Consider the following 16,532-nt stretch of genomic DNA (forward strand, 5'->3'; position numbering starts at 1 on the left):
GCTACGCTCCCTCCGCCATGATTTCGCGGCCGATCAGCCAGCGGCGGATTTCGCTGGTGCCGGCCCCGATCTCGTAGAGCTTGGCGTCGCGCAGCAGCCGGCCGGTCGGATAGTCGTTGATATAGCCGTTGCCGCCAAGCAGCTGGATGGCGTCGAGCGCCATCTGCGTCGCTTTCTCGGCGGCAAACAGCACGCAGCCGGCGGCATCCTTACGGCTGGTCTGGCCGCGGTCGCAGGCGGCGGCGACGGCGTAGACGTAGGCGCGCGCTGCGTTCATCGCCGTATACATGTCGGCAAGCTTGCCTTGCACGAGCTGGAATTCCCCGATCGGCTGGCCGAACTGCTTGCGCTCGTGAACATAGGGGATCGCCACGTCGAGGCACGCCGCCATCAGGCCGATCGGCCCGCCGGCAAGCACGGTGCGCTCATAGTCGAGGCCAGACATCAGCACCTCGACGCCGCGTCCTTCCTCGTGCAGCACATTGTCGAACGGTACCTCGACATCCGAAAAGACCAGTTCGCCGGTGTTGGAGCCTCGCATGCCGAGCTTGTCGAGCTTCTGCGCCACCGAAAACCCCGGCATCGCCTTTTCGACGATGAAGGCGCTGATGCCGCGCGATTGCCGTTCCGGGTCGGTCTTGGCGTAGACGACCAGCGTTTCGGCGTCCGGACCGTTGGTGATCCACATCTTGGTGCCGTTGAGCACATAACGGTCATTGCGCTTGTCTGCGCGCAGCTTGAGCGACACCACGTCGGAGCCGGCGCCGGGCTCCGACATGGCGAGCGCCCCGACATGCTCGCCCGAACACAGCGGCGGCAGGTATTTTTCCTTCTGTGCCGGTGTTGCCCAACGGTTGATCTGGTTGACGCAGAGATTGGAGTGGGCGCCATAGGAGAGGCCGACCGATGCCGAGGCGCGCGAAATCTCCTCGACCGCGATCACGTGGGCGAGATAGCCCATGCCGCTGCCGCCGAAATCGGGATCGGCGGTAATGCCGAGCAGGCCGAGCGCGCCGAGTTCGCGCCACAGATGCGCGGGGAATTCGTTCTCCCGGTCGATGTCGGCTGCGAGCGGAGCGATCCTGTCCTGCGCGAAGCGCCGGACCAGGTCGCGCAACGCCTCGACGTCCTCGTCATGCCCGAAGCTGAGCGTGTTCGTGTACATGCCGTTCCTCCTGCCGCATGACCCCATCGATCTTCGCGCCGACCAGGCGCATTGTCATCGAAAGATATGTTGCCGTGACTTCAGCGATCGACAATCGCTCGCCCGGCCGGAACCAGACAATGACGCCGGTCATCATCTGGATCAGCGCCATGGCCGTCAGGCCGGTGTCCTCGACGCTGAAAATACCCGCCTCGGCGCCATCGCGCAGGATCGAACGCAGTTCCTTTTCGTAGGCCGTGCGCATGCGCAGGATCTGCGTCAGCCTGCCGGGCGACAGGCTGCGCAATTCCATGTTCGACACATGCGTGGCGTGGCGGCGTTCGATATGAAAGGCGATGTGGTTGCGCACATAGGCGGCAAGCTGCCGCGCCGGATCCGCGCCGGCCGGCCTGGAGTGCTCCCAGGCTTCGCGAAGTCCTTGCATATGCTCGCGCATCAGTGTGAACAGCAGCTCTTCCTTGGTCGGGAAATAGCGATAGAGCGCGGCTGCCTGGACGCCGACCTCGGCGGCCAACTGGCGCATCGACATCGCTTGATAGCCGTAGCGCGCTATCAGGCTGACCGCCGCTTCGCGGATTGCCGCCTCGGTTCGCCCGCCGTCTGATCCTGTGGTGCGTGCCATCATCGCCTCGCTGACGGCGGTAGTAATAAAACGAACGTTCAATTAATTCAAGAGAGCGAAATGCTCCTACGCAATGATCCTGAAATCTCCAGGCGTGGTCCAACTCTCCAGCTCTTCCACATCGATCCGCGAGACCGCCGCTCCCAGCGGGCCCTGCCGTAGCCGCTCGATCATGTCCGCAACCGCCGCGTCGGCGCCGGTAAGCCATGCCGTCACCGAGCCGTCTCTCTCGTTGCGCACCCAGCCCAGCAGCCCGAACCTTGTCGCTTCGCCTCGCGCCCAGATCCTGTAGCCGACACCTTGAACCTTGCCGTATATGCGCGCCTGAACCGCCCTTTTCCGGTCTTTCATGGCTCACTCCCTTGCATAGAGTCTGGCGCGGCACCGAACGAAGGCAACTGGCTTGAGGTACTATCCAATCGAAGACCGGGAGTTTTTGCGGAAATAAGTGACTTGATCCAGTAAATGGTTGACTGGGTCAATTTTCTGGCCATCATCCCTGCGGTCTGGAAATTTCCCGGAGGCTTCTGGCATGAGCGATCGCAATGCCTTGGTCGGCGATATCCGCCGCTTCAACCGGTTCTATACCGGGCTGATAGGGTTGCTCGACGAGACGTTGATGCACAGTGCCTATACGCTGACCGAGGCGCGGGTGCTGTTCGAGCTCGGTCGTGGCCCCCGCGATTGCCCCACCAATCCTGGCGGCAAGACAGGCTTTCTGGCCCGAGCGCTTCGGCTCGATGTCGAACCGGTGGCCTCCGCAATCGCCCGGGGCCTTCAGGTGGATCCTGCCTATGTCACCAGAATCCTTCGCAAATTCTCTGCCGCCGGCCTGACTGAAATGTGCACCGGTCCCGCGCCGCTACGACCGCGCGTTCTTTCGCTCTCCGCGCGCGGCCAGGCCGCGCTGGCCGCGCTTCATGCGGCCACGGATCGTGATCTCGCCCGCCTGACCGCGGGCCTGAATGACTGGGAAGCCGCGGAACTGTCGGATGTGCTGACGCGTGCCAGGCATCTGCTCGGCGCGGCGATGGCTCCTGAACGCCCGGAAGTGCCCTAGTTTCCCCGCGCCGCCGCCAATGCGCCCGGCAATTCCTCGGCGAAGATATCCAATTCGTGGTCGAGACCGACACTGACGCGGATGCAGCGGTCTAGTCCTGGCGCCATCGGCTTGCGGATGAAGACGTCGCGCGACAACAGTCCCTGCAGCACTTTCAGGGCGAAAGCACCATCATGGCCGCAGTCGATGGTGACGAAATTGGTCGCCGAGGCGAGCGGCTTCAACCCGTTCTGTTCGGCGATATCAGCGATGCGCCGCCGTCCGGCGGCCACCCGGGCCACCACCGTCTCGAGATAGGCCTGGTCGGCGAGCGCCTCGACGCCGGCGATCTGCGCCATGCGGCTGACGCCATAGTGGTTGCGGATCTTCTCGAAGTCGCTGATCACCAGCCTCTCGGCCAACGCATAGCCGCACCGTATGCCGGCAAGTCCGTAGGCCTTCGAAAAGGTTCGCATGCGGATGACGTTTGGCCGCGAAATATCGATCGGCGGCAGGGCCGAGGCCGGTCCCAGCTCGCCATAGGCCTCGTCGAGCACCAGCATGGTGGTTTCCGGCAGGGCTTGTATGAAGCCGATGATCTCGTCGGCCTCCCACCAACTGCCCATCGGATTGTCCGGGTTGGACAGATAGACCAGCGGCGCCTTTTCCCTGACGACCGCCGCGAGCAGACCGTCCAGGCTTTCGCGATCGTTCTCGTATGGGACGCTCACCAGCCGGCCGCCGACACCGGCAATGTGGAAGTTGAAGGTAGGATAGGCGCCGAGCGAGGTGACCACCGCATCGCCAGGCGCCACATACATGCGCGCCACCAGGCTGAGCAGGCCGTCGATGCCTTCGCCGACAACGACGTTCTCGACAGCCACATTGTGATGCGCGGCCGCCGCAACTTTAAGGTCGTAATTGTCCGGGTCGCAATACATCCACTGGTCGCGCGCGACACTCTCCATGCGGGCGATCACGCGCGGCGAGGGGCCAAAGCTGCTCTCATTGGCGCCGATGCGGGCACGGAAAGCGCGCCCGCGTTCACGCTCCTGCGCTTCGGGGCCGACAAACGGCACGGTCGACGGAAGCGCGGCGATGAGTGGTGAGAGGGCAGGGCGCTGAGGCATGTCGAAAGCTCGCTTGGAAGGGAGCCTTCTTGCTAACGTGCCGCTTGGGACGGTGCAAGGTCAGGATCGACCGATCCGGTGGCCTTACTGGATTCTGCCGGCGGTATTTGCCAGCGAGGCAGGATGAACACGCGATTGCCCCCCATCTAGTCCAGGCAATTCAACGCTCGATCTGCACCAAAGCGCAACCCGCGGCCAGTTCTACCAGCCAGGAATTGCCGCAGAATCCCCGCATCGCGCAAAGCCGCGGTCCGGTACGCTCTTATTTTTCCATATTAATGACGCGGGCTTGTTGATTGTGCCGCCGCTTTTCTTTATCCACCGGCACAACGGAGAGGTGGCCGAGTGGTCGAAGGCGCTCCCCTGCTAAGGGAGTAGAGGTCAAAAGCTTCTCGTGGGTTCGAATCCCATCCTCTCCGCCATGACCCCAAGACCTTGGTTGCTCTCGGGGCTTACCCCGGATTTTTCTGCGCCTCTGCTTGATCCAGAAAGAGCGCGATCTCATTGGGCAGGTTACCGGTCTCCAGGAAGGGTGCGTGGCCCTGATCCGGTACGGTGATTGTCCTGGTGCCGGGAGGATGACGCTTTCGCATCTCCTCCAGCGTTTCCTGGGACAATAGCCTTGAATTGGCGCCGCGTATGACGAGCAGCGGAATGGCCGCCAACGCATCGAATTGCTGCCAAAGAGGCGGCAATGGCTGTGACAGGTCGAGATTGGCAACAGTGTCGACCAGCTTCGAATCGAAATCGGGCAGCAGCCCTTGATTCGTCTCGCGATAGAGCGCGCGCACCATTCGCTCCCAGTCGCCCTCAGCAAGCGCTGGAAAGTCCTGGCTATGAACATTGCGCTGGGCATCCACCGCCTCGGTGAAGGTTTTCGGCTTTGGCGTGCGTTCGAGATAGGACTGGATGTGAGCGAGGCCGGCGGCTTCGATCACTGGCCCTATGTCGTTGAGCACGATGGCTTTCAGTACCGCCGGCTGCATCGCGCCAAGGACATGGATCACCAGCCCGCCGCGCGAGGTGCCGATGAAGGCCGCCTGTTCGATACCGAGTGCGGCCAGCCCGGCAAGAACGTCGCCGGCTTCGATGCCGACATTGTAGTGACTGACATCGGGATCGTAGGCCGACTGCCCGCGTCCGCGGTAGTCGAAAGCGACAACCTTGCGCGCAAGGGCGGATCGCGTTGAGAGATAGAGCGCAAGCTCGTGAAAATCCCGCGCGTTGCGCGTCAGGCCAGGCAGACAGACGACCGGCCAATGGGCGGAACTCGCTTCGCCATAGACACGCGCGTGAAGCCTCAGCCCATCTGGCGCGGCATAGAAGAAGTCGGAGAAATCTGGATTGCTCGACATGGAACGGACGCCTTAGCCGCGAGATCGTCCACGACTGCTATAGACGGAGCGCTGGAGGGTCAAACGGGAAAGGCTCCTCCTTCTCCTCGCACGGGGAGAGCAAGAGCCTCAGCTGCGGCCATTCACGAGATCGCCTACAATGTCGTACTTGCCGGAAATACGCATCTTGTAGACCTCGTAATTCTCCATCACGCGCTGCACGTAACTTCTTGTTTCCGTGTAGGGAATCCGCTCGACCCAGTCCACCACCGCATCGATGTCCTTGCCGCGCGGGTCGCCGTATTTCGCCACCCACTGGCTGGCCCGGGCGGGGCCCGCATTGTAGCCCGCGAAGGTCAATACGTACGAGCCGTTGAAGCGATCGAGCTGTTCGCCAAGGAACGCCGAACCAAGCGTTGCATTGTAGCCGGCGTCGCTTGTCAGCCTGGTCTGCGAAAACTGCAATCCGGCCTTCTTCGCCAATTGCTTGGCGGTTCCCGGCATCAGCTGCAGCAGGCCGCGCGCGCCGGCACTGGATACGGCACCGACGTTGAATTCGCTTTCCTGGCGGGCGATCGCATAGGCCAGCGCCTTGCCCGAACCGGAAATATTGGCCGAATCGGGGATGACGCCGAGCGGATGCGACAACGCACCGACATCGATGCCGCGCGCCCCGGCGATCTTGCCAACTTTCAGCGCCATGAAATGGTTGTTCTGCTTTTCCGCAAGGACAGCGAGCAGCGCCAGTTCACCCGGGCTGGTCAACTGCCCGGCAAGGTCGCGATAGAGCGTTTCGGCATAACGGTCGTAGCCTGCCTCCTGCAGGCGCTTGATGGCGGAGACGGCCTCGCGGCCGGCAAAGTTCTGCCGGTCGGCGGCACTTGGCTGGGGATAGACGATGTTGAGCGCCTGCCGGCCGACGCGTTCGGCGGCTAGCTGGCCGTAGAACGTCGTTCCGTAGGTCGCCGCACGTCCAAAATAATCCTTGGCATTGCCGGGGCCGCCGACTTCCGCCGAGCGGCCGAGCCAGTAATAGGCGCGCGACAGGGTCATCGGCCCCTGAGCTAGCTCGGCGATGCGCGCGAAGTGCGTCGCCGCGAGCTTGGGATCGCTCAGGCCGCGCAGCGCATACCAGCCGGCATGGAACTCGGCTTCCGCTGCATTGGCCGCGCTTTCGGCTGCATGCATGGCGACTATCTTGTATGCGGTCTTCATGTCGCCCTGGTCGACCAGTTCGCGCGACAGCACCCGGCGTTCGACCCACCAGGCGTCCGGATCGACGAGGGATTCACGGTCTGCCGGCGCTTTCATGACAACCGCCGCTGCGCCCGCAAAATCCTCCTGCTTGCGCAGATATTCGGCCTGCGCGAAGAAATAGCCGGCCGAACGCTGCGCCACCGGCACCGCCTTGAGCAGTTTGGCCGCATTCTTGTCGCCTCTGTCGGCCGCCACCCAGGCGTCGGCAAGCTGCTGGGCGCCGGCGAGGCCGGCGACACGCAAGGCGGAATTCACCCGGTCGGCATAGAACATGCGTTCCATGCGAAAACGGTGATCGGCGGCGGGAACAAGGGCGCCGAACTCCTTGATCAGAGCCGCCTCGTCCTTGGCGTCCAGGATCGCGGTGCGCCAGAACGGCGACAACGCCGATCGCGCCGCCTTGGCGTTGCCGGACGACACATAGGCGCGCGCGAGAACCATCACGCCTTCGAATGTCTGCGGCTGGCTGCCGTCGAAGGCCTTGATGACGATGTCCGCCGCTGGGTTCTCGCGATAGAGCGCGCGCTCGCCGTTCTTGCGCAATGCAACGGTGCCTGGCCAATTGGGCAGCATCTTCGCGGCCGCCGCGATATCGCCACTCGGAACCTTGTCGCCCCCGTAGAGCGCGATCGCCCAGGCCAATATGTGCTGGTCGAGCGATTGTGCGGGGAGGGCATCGCGCACACCGCGCGCGCCGGGAATATCGCCAGCTGCCAGCGCATCCAGGCCGCTTTTCAAGAGCGCGACGCCGGGGGTGGGGGCCTGTTGCGCCTTGTCCTGCACGCCAGGCATCGGAATGGCCGAAGTGACCCGCACATCGGCGCTGCCACAGATCGCCACGCCGGGCATCAGCGCGGCGATGGCGCCAAGAAGCGCGAACAGGCGGGGCCGACCGGTCGGCATGATCCTTCGTGTCTTTCCTTAGTCCAGCATTTTACCAGCAGGCGAAGAAGCCTCGAAGCCTAGACTTAGGTCGTGAAGGGCTCGTAAACAAAGGGTTATCGAGGCCGTTCGAATAACGCTTGCTGGCACCATGGCAATGCTTGCCGCGCAACAATGTCGAGACTATGGTGCGCGGCTTCGCTTTCGGTTAGAAGGCGCGCACGACAAAACACCGATGCATGTCGCCCAAAACCGGCAACCGCTTTTGGGACGACGACATGCATGAACCTGGAAGTCCCAAGGAGTTGGACGACATGCTGAGAGGCTCGCTTACTGCGCTCGTGACACCGTTCGAAAAGAGCGGGCGTTTCGACGAGAAAGCCTTTCGCGCGTTCGTCGAATGGCAGCTGGGCGAAGGCACCACGGGCCTCGTCCCGGTAGGCACCACCGGCGAGTCGCCGACGCTGTCGCATGACGAGCACCGCCACGTCGTCAAGGTCTGCATCGAGGTGGCCAGGGGCAGGGCGCCTGTCGTCGCCGGCGCCGGTTCCAACAACACCGAGGAAGCTGTTGGGCTTGTGCAGTATGCCGAAAAGGCGGGTGCCGATGCGGCCCTGGTCGTCACGCCCTACTACAACAAGCCGACACAGCGCGGTCTCTACGAGCATTTCGCCGCCGTCGCCCGGGCGACCAAGCTGCCGATCATCATCTACAATATCCCGCCGCGCTCGGTGATCGACATGACGCCGGAGACGATGGGCCGGCTGGTGCATGACTTCAACAACATCGTCGGCGTCAAGGACGCGACCGGCAAGGTCGAGCGGGTGTCCGAGCAGCGAATGACCTGCGGCAAGGATTTCATCCAGCTTTCTGGCGAGGATGCCTCGGCTCTCGGCTTCAACGCGCATGGCGGCGTCGGCTGTATTTCGGTGACCTCGAATGTCGCACCGAGGCTGTGCGCCGAATTCCAGGAGGCAACGTTGTCCGGCGACAGCGCCAAGGCGCTCGAGCTGCAGGACCGCCTCTTGCCGCTGCACAAGGCGATCTTCATAGAGCCCGGCGTCTCCGGCGCCAAATACGCGCTGTCGAAGCTGGGCAAGGTCGAGAACGTGCTGCGTTCGCCGCTGGTCACCATCGAGCAGTCGACGGCCGAAAAGATCGATGCGGCCATGAAGCACGCCGGCTTGATTAATTGAGGATGAGGCGCCACCTCTCCACATCATGAATCAAGTCAGAAAAGCCGATCCCAACAACAAGACCGTTGCGGAAAACCGCAAGGCGCGGTTTTCCTATGAGGTGCTCGACACGATCGAGACCGGCTTGGTGCTGACTGGCACGGAGGTCAAATCGTTGCGCCAGGGCCAGGCCAACATCCAGGACAGTTATGCCTCGGTAGAAGGCGGCGAGATCTGGCTGATCAATTCCTATCTGCCTGAATACCTGCAGGCCAACCGCTTCAACCACGAACCGCGCCGGCGCCGCAAGCTGCTGCTCAACAAGCGCGAGATGGCAAAACTGTCGCAGAGCGTCGACCGTGAAGGGATGACGCTGGTGCCGCTAAAAATCTATTTCAACGATCAGGGGCGCGCCAAGCTGCTGCTTGCCGTTGGCCGCGGCAAGAAGCTGCATGACAAGCGCGAGACCGAGAAGCAACGCGACTGGTCGCGCGAAAAGGGCCGGCTGCTCAAGGAACGCGGGTGATCAGGTGACAGCCTGAAAAAAGCCAACAGCCGGGGCTTCAAGGTCTAACAATCGGCAAGCCCAACAGGGGATGGTCTTGAAGAAGCGGATTGTTCTCTGGGGCCTCGCCAGTCTTGCCCTGGCATCTATCGTTGCGGCGGGGGCCTTGGTCTATTTCCACACCTATTCTCCCGACCGCGGCAGATATCCGGTCAGGGGCATCGACGTCTCCCATCATCAGGGCAAGATCGACTGGCGGCGCGTTGCCGCCGATGATGTGGCTTTCGCCGTCATCAAGGCGACTGAGGGCGGCGACCATGTCGACGAAGCCTTCGCCGGCAACCTGCGCGAGGCCCGCGCCGCCGGGCTCGCCGTCGGCGCCTATCATTTCTTCACCTTCTGCCGTCCGGGCGCCGACCAGGCCAGGAATTTTATCTCGGTGGTGCCGCGCGATCAGCCGTTGCTGCCGCCGGTCGTCGACATCGAGTTCGGCGGCAACTGTCCGCAGCGCCCGTCGCCCGAGCAACTGAACGCCGAACTGCAGGCTTTCCTTGGACCCGTCGAGGCGGCCTTCGGCAAGCCAGCGATCGTCTATCTGACGGATGAAGCCGAAGCTGCCTATGCCGGGCAAATCAGCGCTCGCCCACTCTGGCTGCGCTCTCTGCTCATGGAGCCGGACCGCCGTGACTGGATCTACTGGCAGTACCACAACCGGGGACGCGTGGACGGCATTGAGGGGGACGTCGACCTGAACGTTTTGCAGGGCGGGCCGCAGAAGTTGGCGGCGCTGCTTGCCCCCATACCTTGATGCCACTGAAACCATTTACGATCCAGCTGGTGCCGGAACAGCCAGATTTTCCCTGGTGCTGCGTCGACCCATCGCCGAATAACCCATCCCGGCGGCCATGATGGCGATGGCCACGCATTGGATCGCCAGCGGGGTCTCGCCAAGCACGACCATGCCGACCATCACGGTGGCGATCGGCACACCCGGCAGGAACAGCGATGCAGCCTGCGAGCCCAATTGGTCGACAATGTAAGTGTAAAGGAACATTGCGACAGCGCCGGCGAGAAGACCTTGAATGACGATCTGGCTGGCGATTTCGGCGCCTGCGGCGGCATGGAGGCCGCTTGGCGCAAAGACATAGAGAAGTGGCAGCGGCAGGCAGGACAAAAGCACGACGCTCGCGGTCGCCGTCACCGGCTCGACACGCCACCGCTGCACAAGAACGGCATATGTGGAAAACATCGCGCCCGATCCGACAAACAGCAGATCCCCGAACAAGACATCACCGGCGCCGGTGCGCGCCGGCGCTATGAACAGCAACAAGCCGGCGATGATCGTGGCGACGCCAACGATCCGCCGGCGCGACGCGCTTTCCCTGAACAGCGACAATAGGAACGAGAAGAAGACGATCGAGGCGGGGCAGAGCGCCGCGGCATGGGCGGCGGGCGCATGAGTGAGGCCCCAGTTGATGATCAGCGGATAGGGCAATCCGGCCAGCGCCGCCAACGTCAATCCACGCCGCCAGCCCAGCGCCGTCATGGTCGCCAGGCCGCGCCTCCAGACGATCGGCAGGAACACCGCGCCGGCACCGGCAAAGCGCAAGCCGGCCATGTCGGTGGCCGTCAGATGCTCCCTGAGGCTGAAGCGGGCGGCCACGAACTGCGCGGCATAGATGGCGATCATGGCGAGGCCGGCGATCACCGCAAGCCTTGTGTTTCCCGTGTCTCGGACGTCCGCCATGTTCTGCCACCATATTCATGCCGCCAGGAGGAGACAGCCCCGACCTTGCGATGAAGCGCAGCCTATTGTCGAAATGGCCGCGACTAAATACGCTGTTTTTCGAAAATTGACGTGTAGTTCACGCAAATGAGGTGGCTTGAACGTGAATCCTGAATCGGGCGACCTCGACGCCGTCGATCGCAGTCTTTTGCGGCTGCTGCAGGAAGATGGACGCCGCACCACGCTTGATCTGGCAGCGCGCGTCGGCCTGTCGCCGACCGGCACCAGCCAGCGCGTGAAGCGCCTGTTTCGCGACGGGTTCATCACCGCCGTCAGGGCGGTGCTCAATCCGGTAAAGATTGGCCGAGGCATGCTTGTCTTCATCGAGGTGCGGCTCGATCACACGGCCCCGCATATTTTTGATCGTTTCGCCGAGGCGGTCGCAAAGGCGCCCGAGGTTCTGGAATGCCATATGGTCGTCGGTGGCTTCGACTATCTTGTGAAGGCGCGCATTGCCGAGATGGCCGACTATCAGGACTTTCTCAAACGCGTCATCCTGCCGCTGCCGGGCGTGAAGGAAACACATACCTATGCCTCGATCGGCGACGTGAAACCGGATGCCCTGTTGCCGGTGTAGGCAGGCACCGAAGACCGTACGACGTCCGATACTTCAGGTCTCCAGGAATGCCGCGATGTCGCCAAACACCCTGACGAACATGTCTTCGGTCAACACCCCGGTATTGGTGTTGTAGCGCGAGCAATGATAGCTCGAAAACAGCGTAATGCCGCCGGCGGGCAATTGCCCGCCATGTTTGAACGGATAGGCGGCGACGCGCCCGCCCAGTGCCCGCACGGTCGACTGGTGCGCGATCGATCCCAGGGCCAGCACGGCGCGCAAGTTTGGAAAGCGAGCGATCGTCGGCACCAAAAATGTCCGGCAGGTGGTGATCTCGGCGCCCACCGGCTTGTTCTCCGGCGGCACGCAGCGCACCGCGTTGGTGATGGCCGTGCCGACGAGTTCCAGCCCGTCATCGAGCCGCGCCTTGAACTCGCCGCGTGCAAAACCGTGGGCAATCAGTGTCGAATAGAGCAGGTCACCGGCATAGTCACCGGTGAACGGGCGCCCGGTGCGGTTGGCGCCGCGCAAGCCAGGCGCCAGACCGACGATCAGAAGCCGGACGGTGTCTTCGCCGCCCGGTGGCAGGAAGGTCGGCACTGGCGCATTGAACCAGGACGGCTCGCGCTGCCGCCATTCGGCGATGAAGTCATGCAACCGCGGGCAAAGTGGGCAGTCGCGGCTGGGTTCGGAAGCGGAGAGGACGGTCAAGTCGACCGGCCTCAGTAGTCGTCCTCCTCGACTTCGGCCGGTTCGGGCCGCCTTACGGGCCGCTCGGAGGGATCGCGGCCGACTTCGTTCTTCAGCGTCGCCAGGTCGATGAAATGGTCGGCCTGGCGGCGCAGGTCATCCGAGATCATCGGCGGCTGCGAGGCCATGGTCGAGACGATCGACACCTTGCGGCCACGCCGTTGCAGCGCCTCGACCAGCGTGCGGAAATCGCCATCTCCGGAGAATATGACATAGTGGTCGACGACGTCGGCGAGTTCCAGCGCATCGACAGTGAGCTCGATGTCCATGTTGCCCTTGATCTTGCGGCGGCCGGTCGAGTCGGTGAATTCCTTGGCCGGCTTGGTCACCACCTTGAAGCCGTTATAGTCGAGCCAGTCGATCAGCGGCCGGATCGAGGAATACTCCTGGTCCTCCACCAGCGCGGTATAATAATAGGCGCGCAACAGGTAACCACGCTTGTGGAAGCTCGCCAAAAGCTTGCGATAGTCGATGTCGAACCCGAGTGCGCGCGAGGTGGCGTAGAGATTGGCGCCGTCGATGAACAGGGCGATTTTTTCACGAGGGTCGAACATGGAAATAATCCTTTTCGAAATAAGCGCCGTCTAAACGAAATGCGGTATCGACTATTGGTCAGGCTCATAAAAACCGGCCGACCTTGGACCAACCGAGATAACGCCAGTTTGGTGGCAATCCAAGGGCGTCTGGCGCACTGCAAGCAATTGTGATCGTAGAACCGAACTGTGGACGCGGCCGGTTTTGCCAAATCCGGAGTTTGATGGAGGGATTGAGTGCCCCGTGGGCCTGCATCTTCATGATGCTTGTATTTTGGCGCCGTTCGGGTTATGGACCGCGCCTGTTTTCCGTCACATCCAGGCATGAAAGGGGCAATCCATGGCCCGCGTAACCGTTGAAGATTGCATCGACAAGGTCGACAACCGCTTCGAGCTGGTGCTTCTGGCCGGCCACCGCGCCCGTCAGATCAGCCAGGGCGCGCAGATCACCGTCCCGCGCGACAACGACAAAAACCCGGTCATTGCGCTGCGCGAGATTGCCGACGAGACGCTGTCGCCCGACGATCTCAAGGAAGATCTGATCCATTCGCTGCAGAAGCATGTCGAGGTCGACGAGCCCGAAGCCGATGGCGAAGTGATCGCCGACCAGACTGGCGGTGCCGTCGCCGCCGCCGACACCGACGACGCCGAGGACAACGTCACCTTCGATCGCATGACCGAGGAAGACCTGCTGGCCGGCATCGAAGGTCTGGTCCCGCCGGAAAAGAGCGACGACTACTGAGACAGCTCTCCGGAAGCGCCTGGAACAATCTTCCGGCCCTTCCGTCCCGGCAGTTTTCGTGGCTATCGAGTACCAACTGTCGCAAATACCAGATGCAGTTTTGGCCGCACTTGGCATAATGTATGAATCTGGTATTTGCGACAGTTGGTACCGGACATGCGCCGTACGACAGTGCGGCGCATGATTCATTTCATCGCCGAGAGATTTAGCCCATGATGCGTCAGTATGAGCTTGTCGAGCGCGTCCAGCGCTACAAGCCTGACGTCAACGAGGCGTTGCTCAACAAGGCCTATGTCTACGCCATGCAGAAGCATGGCCACCAGAAGCGCGCTTCCGGCGATCCCTATTTCTCGCACCCGCTCGAGGTCGCGGCCATCCTCACCGAGATGCACATGGACGAGGCGACCATCGCCGTCGCCCTGCTGCACGACACCATCGAGGACACAACGGCGACGCGAGCCGAGATCGACGATCTGTTCGGCCCCGAAATGGGCAAGCTGGTCGAGGGCCTGACCAAGCTTAAGAAGCTCGATCTCGTCTCCAAGAAGGCCGAGCAGGCGGAGAACCTGCGCAAGCTTCTGCTGGCGATCTCGGAAGATGTGCGCGTGCTGCTGGTCAAGCTCGCCGACCGTTTGCACAACATGCGCACCCTTGATCACATGCCCGAGGCCAAGCGTCTGCGCATTGCCGAGGAGACGATGGACATCTACGCGCCGCTGGCCGGGCGCATGGGCATGCAAGGCATGCGCGAGGAGTTGGAAGAGATCGCCTTCCGCTTCATCAATCCGGAAGCCTACCGTGCCGTCACCGCCCGCCTCGCCGAGATCTTCGAGCGCAACAAGGGCGTACTGACCGACATTGAAAAGGCGCTGTCGGCACTGTTTGAGAAGCATGCCATCAACGCCGGCGTGAAGAGCCGGCAGAAGAAGCCGTGGTCGGTGTTCCGCAAGATGGAGGCCAAGGCTCTGTCCTTCGAGCAACTGTCCGACATTTTCGGCTTCCGCGTCGTCGTCGACACCGTCGAGGACTGCTATCGCGCGCTGGGCGCCATCCACACCACCTGGTCGATGGTACCCGGCCGTTTCAAGGACTACATCTCGACGCCGAAGCAGAACGACTACCGTTCGATCCACACCACCATCGTCGGCCCTTCGCGCCAGCGCGTCGAACTGCAAATCCGCACCCGCGAGATGAACAAGATCGCCGAATACGGCGTCGCCGCTCATTCCATCTATAAGGACGCCGGTGGCAAGACGAACGGCGCCGGCCATGCGATCTCGAAGGAGACCAATGCCTATGCCTGGCTGCGGCGCACCATCGAGCAACTGGCCGAAGGCGACAATCCGGAAGATTTTCTCGAAAACACCAAGCTGGAGCTGTTCCAGGACCAGGTGTTCTGCTTCACGCCGAAGGGCATGCTGATTGCCTTGCCGCGCGGCGCCACGCCGATCGATTTCGCCTATGCCGTCCACACCGATGTCGGCGACACCTGCGTCGGCGCCAAGGTCAATGGCCGCATCATGCCGCTGATGACGGAACTGAAGAATGGCGACGAGGTCGAGATCATCCGCTCCAAGGCGCAGGTGCCGCCAGCCGCGTGGGAATCGGTCGTCGTCACCGGCAAGGCGCGCGCCGCCATCCGCCGCGCCACCAAGAATGCCATCCGCAAGCAGTATTCGGGTCTCGGCGCGCGTATCCTTGAGCGTGCCTTCGAACGAGCCGGCAAGACCTTCACCAAGGAAAGCCTGAAGCCCGTCCTGCACCGGTTGGCTCGCAAGGACATCGAGGATGTGCTGGCGTCCGTCGGTCGCGGAGAACTGGCTTCCACCGATGTCATGAAGGCGGTCTTCCCTGACTACAAGGACGAGCGCGTCACCCCTGCGGCTCCCAAGCAGCGCGAGGAGGGCTGGTCGAAGATCCGCAACGCCGCCGGCATGCTGTTCCAGATACCTGGCCGGGCCGCGCGCAAGGACAAGGACCAGCCAGGCGCCGGCGCCGTGCCGATCCGCGGCGTGCGCGGCGACCTGCCGGTGCGCTTCGCGCCGGAAGGCGCGGTCCCTGGCGACCGTATCGTCGGCATCGTCCAGCCGGGCACCGGCATCACCATCTACCCGATCCAGTCGCCGGCGCTGCAGGCTTTCGACGACCAGCCGGAGCGCTGGATCGACGTGCGTTGGGACATCGACGAACGCACCAAGGAACGGTTTCCCGCGCGCGTCTCGGTCACCGCCATCAACGCGCCGGGCTCGCTCGCCGACATCGCCCAGGTCGTTGCCTCAAACGACGCCAACATCCATACGCTGTCGATGGTGCGCACCGCGCCCGATTTCACCGAAATGCTGATCGATCTCGAAGTCTGGGACCTCAAGCATCTCAACCGGCTGCTCTCGCAGCTCAAGGACAATTCGAGCGTCAGCGATGCGCGGCGCGTCAATGGCTAGCGATAGCCGATCCATGGGGGACGAGATGAATACCGACGAAGTGCTGGGCATATTCCGCGAGGCTGGCGCTGTTCTGGAGGGTCATTTCATCCTGACGTCGGGTCTGCGCAGTCCGGTCTTCCTGCAGAAGGCACGGGTGTTCATGCATGCCGACAAGACCGAGCGGCTGTGCAAGGCGCTGGCCGAGAAGATCCGCGCCGCGGTGCCGGGCAAGATCGACTATGTCGTCGGGCCGGCGATCGGCGGGCTGATCCCGGCTTACGAAACCTCGCGCCTCCTTGGCGTGCCGGCGATCTGGGTGGAGCGGGAAGGGGGCGAGTTTCGCCTGCGGCGCTTCGAGATTGACCAAGGCGCCCGCGTCGTCATCGTCGAGGACATCGTCACCACCGGATTGTCGATCCGCGAAACCATCGATTGCTTGCGCCAACTCGGCGCAGAGGTGGTCGCGGCTGCCTGCATCATCGATCGTTCGGCCGGCAAGACCCATGTCGGCGTGCCGCTGATTGCGCTTGCCGAATACGAGGTTCCAGCCTATCCGCCGGACAGGTTGCCGCCGGAGCTTGCCGCCATCCCGGCCATCAAGCCCGGCAGCCGCAACATCTGAGGAGGAGGTCG

At 62.8% G+C, this 16,532-nt stretch carries 17 protein-coding genes and 1 tRNA gene; 9 read left to right on the forward strand and 9 right to left on the reverse strand.

What is annotated here, in order from left to right; translation table 11 throughout:
* Position 1: 1 nt before the first annotated feature.
* From EN861_RS12065 to EN861_RS12075, 3 genes are all read right to left on the reverse strand, one after another.
* Positions 2–1,165, reverse strand: coding sequence for an isovaleryl-CoA dehydrogenase (locus EN861_RS12065; protein WP_127871370.1), 1,164 nt, complete (start codon positions 1,163–1,165; stop codon positions 2–4).
* On the reverse strand, positions 1,134–1,787 hold the full coding sequence (locus EN861_RS12070; protein ID WP_127871371.1) for a TetR/AcrR family transcriptional regulator: 654 nt from the start codon (positions 1,785–1,787) through the stop codon (positions 1,134–1,136). Before EN861_RS12070 ends, EN861_RS12065 begins: the two co-directional genes overlap by 32 nt.
* 66 nt (positions 1,788–1,853) lie before the next feature.
* Positions 1,854–2,138, reverse strand: a complete 285-nt coding sequence (locus tag EN861_RS12075) for an acylphosphatase (RefSeq protein WP_127278538.1) — start codon at positions 2,136–2,138, stop codon at positions 1,854–1,856.
* A 181-nt stretch (positions 2,139–2,319) separates the two neighbouring features.
* On the opposite strand from EN861_RS12075, the gene EN861_RS12080 reads away from it, so the two are divergent.
* Positions 2,320–2,847 (forward strand): MarR family winged helix-turn-helix transcriptional regulator, encoded by a 528-nt coding sequence (locus EN861_RS12080; RefSeq protein WP_135863717.1) that lies wholly within the window; start codon positions 2,320–2,322, stop codon positions 2,845–2,847.
* Here the strand turns inward: EN861_RS12080 and EN861_RS12085 are convergent.
* Positions 2,844–3,956: a pyridoxal phosphate-dependent aminotransferase gene (locus EN861_RS12085; protein ID WP_135863719.1), complete on the reverse strand. Its 1,113-nt coding sequence runs from the start codon at positions 3,954–3,956 to the stop codon at positions 2,844–2,846. The two genes, EN861_RS12080 and EN861_RS12085, sit on opposite strands and share 4 nt — an antisense overlap.
* 331 nt (positions 3,957–4,287) lie before the next feature.
* On the opposite strand from EN861_RS12085, the gene EN861_RS12090 reads away from it, so the two are divergent.
* Positions 4,288–4,378: transfer RNA gene (locus EN861_RS12090), tRNA-Ser, on the forward strand.
* A gap of 30 nt (positions 4,379–4,408) precedes the next feature.
* Here EN861_RS12090 and EN861_RS12095 read toward each other — a convergent pair.
* Both EN861_RS12095 and EN861_RS12100 read right to left on the reverse strand, forming a co-directional pair.
* The gene (locus EN861_RS12095; RefSeq protein ID WP_127871374.1) at positions 4,409–5,311 is read right to left on the reverse strand and encodes an alpha/beta hydrolase; all 903 of its coding nucleotides are present in this window, start codon (positions 5,309–5,311) and stop codon (positions 4,409–4,411) included.
* A gap of 108 nt (positions 5,312–5,419) precedes the next feature.
* The gene (locus EN861_RS12100; RefSeq protein ID WP_135863721.1) at positions 5,420–7,450 is read right to left on the reverse strand and encodes a lytic transglycosylase domain-containing protein; all 2,031 of its coding nucleotides are present in this window, start codon (positions 7,448–7,450) and stop codon (positions 5,420–5,422) included.
* A 293-nt stretch (positions 7,451–7,743) separates the two neighbouring features.
* Between EN861_RS12100 and dapA the strand changes: the two genes are divergently transcribed.
* From dapA to EN861_RS12115, 3 genes are all read left to right on the forward strand, one after another.
* Complete coding sequence (gene dapA, locus EN861_RS12105; RefSeq protein WP_127278541.1) at positions 7,744–8,625, forward strand: 4-hydroxy-tetrahydrodipicolinate synthase; 882 nt, start codon at positions 7,744–7,746, stop codon at positions 8,623–8,625.
* Between the two features lie 25 nt (positions 8,626–8,650).
* Complete coding sequence (smpB, locus tag EN861_RS12110; protein ID WP_027144197.1) at positions 8,651–9,130, forward strand: SsrA-binding protein SmpB; 480 nt, start codon at positions 8,651–8,653, stop codon at positions 9,128–9,130.
* 76 nt (positions 9,131–9,206) lie between these two features.
* Complete coding sequence (locus tag EN861_RS12115) at positions 9,207–9,917, forward strand: GH25 family lysozyme (protein WP_135863724.1); 711 nt, start codon at positions 9,207–9,209, stop codon at positions 9,915–9,917.
* A 15-nt stretch (positions 9,918–9,932) separates the two neighbouring features.
* Here the strand turns inward: EN861_RS12115 and EN861_RS12120 are convergent, their stop codons facing one another.
* A complete protein-coding gene (locus tag EN861_RS12120; RefSeq protein WP_135863726.1) occupies positions 9,933–10,856 on the reverse strand; it encodes a DMT family transporter in 924 nt (307 codons plus the stop codon).
* Positions 10,857–10,998: 142 nt separating this feature from the next.
* On the opposite strand from EN861_RS12120, the gene EN861_RS12125 reads away from it, so the two are divergent.
* Entirely contained in the window at positions 10,999–11,472 is a 474-nt protein-coding gene (locus EN861_RS12125; RefSeq protein WP_127871508.1) for an Lrp/AsnC ligand binding domain-containing protein, read from the forward strand.
* A gap of 33 nt (positions 11,473–11,505) precedes the next feature.
* Here the strand turns inward: EN861_RS12125 and EN861_RS12130 are convergent, their stop codons facing one another.
* Both EN861_RS12130 and EN861_RS12135 read right to left on the reverse strand, forming a co-directional pair.
* Positions 11,506–12,162 carry a uracil-DNA glycosylase gene (locus tag EN861_RS12130; protein WP_135863728.1) on the reverse strand — a complete coding sequence of 219 codons (657 nt, stop codon included), beginning with the start codon at positions 12,160–12,162 and terminating at the stop codon, positions 11,506–11,508.
* 11 nt (positions 12,163–12,173) lie between these two features.
* Positions 12,174–12,755 (reverse strand): NYN domain-containing protein, encoded by a 582-nt coding sequence (locus EN861_RS12135; RefSeq protein WP_127276201.1) that lies wholly within the window; start codon positions 12,753–12,755, stop codon positions 12,174–12,176.
* A gap of 319 nt (positions 12,756–13,074) precedes the next feature.
* Between EN861_RS12135 and rpoZ the strand changes: the two genes are divergently transcribed.
* From rpoZ to pyrE, 3 genes are all read left to right on the forward strand, one after another.
* Positions 13,075–13,476, forward strand: coding sequence for a DNA-directed RNA polymerase subunit omega (gene rpoZ / locus EN861_RS12140; RefSeq protein ID WP_127276203.1), 402 nt, complete (start codon positions 13,075–13,077; stop codon positions 13,474–13,476).
* 212 nt (positions 13,477–13,688) lie between these two features.
* On the forward strand, positions 13,689–15,917 hold the full coding sequence (locus EN861_RS12145) for a bifunctional (p)ppGpp synthetase/guanosine-3',5'-bis(diphosphate) 3'-pyrophosphohydrolase (RefSeq protein WP_135863730.1): 2,229 nt from the start codon (positions 13,689–13,691) through the stop codon (positions 15,915–15,917).
* A 25-nt stretch (positions 15,918–15,942) separates the two neighbouring features.
* Entirely contained in the window at positions 15,943–16,521 is a 579-nt protein-coding gene (gene pyrE, locus EN861_RS12150; RefSeq protein ID WP_135863732.1) for an orotate phosphoribosyltransferase, read from the forward strand.
* Positions 16,522–16,532: the final 11 nt, after the last annotated feature.

It is taken from the genome of Mesorhizobium sp. M8A.F.Ca.ET.218.01.1.1 (genome assembly GCF_004791165.1).
In the GTDB taxonomy this organism is placed as follows: Bacteria; Pseudomonadota; Alphaproteobacteria; order Rhizobiales; family Rhizobiaceae; genus Mesorhizobium.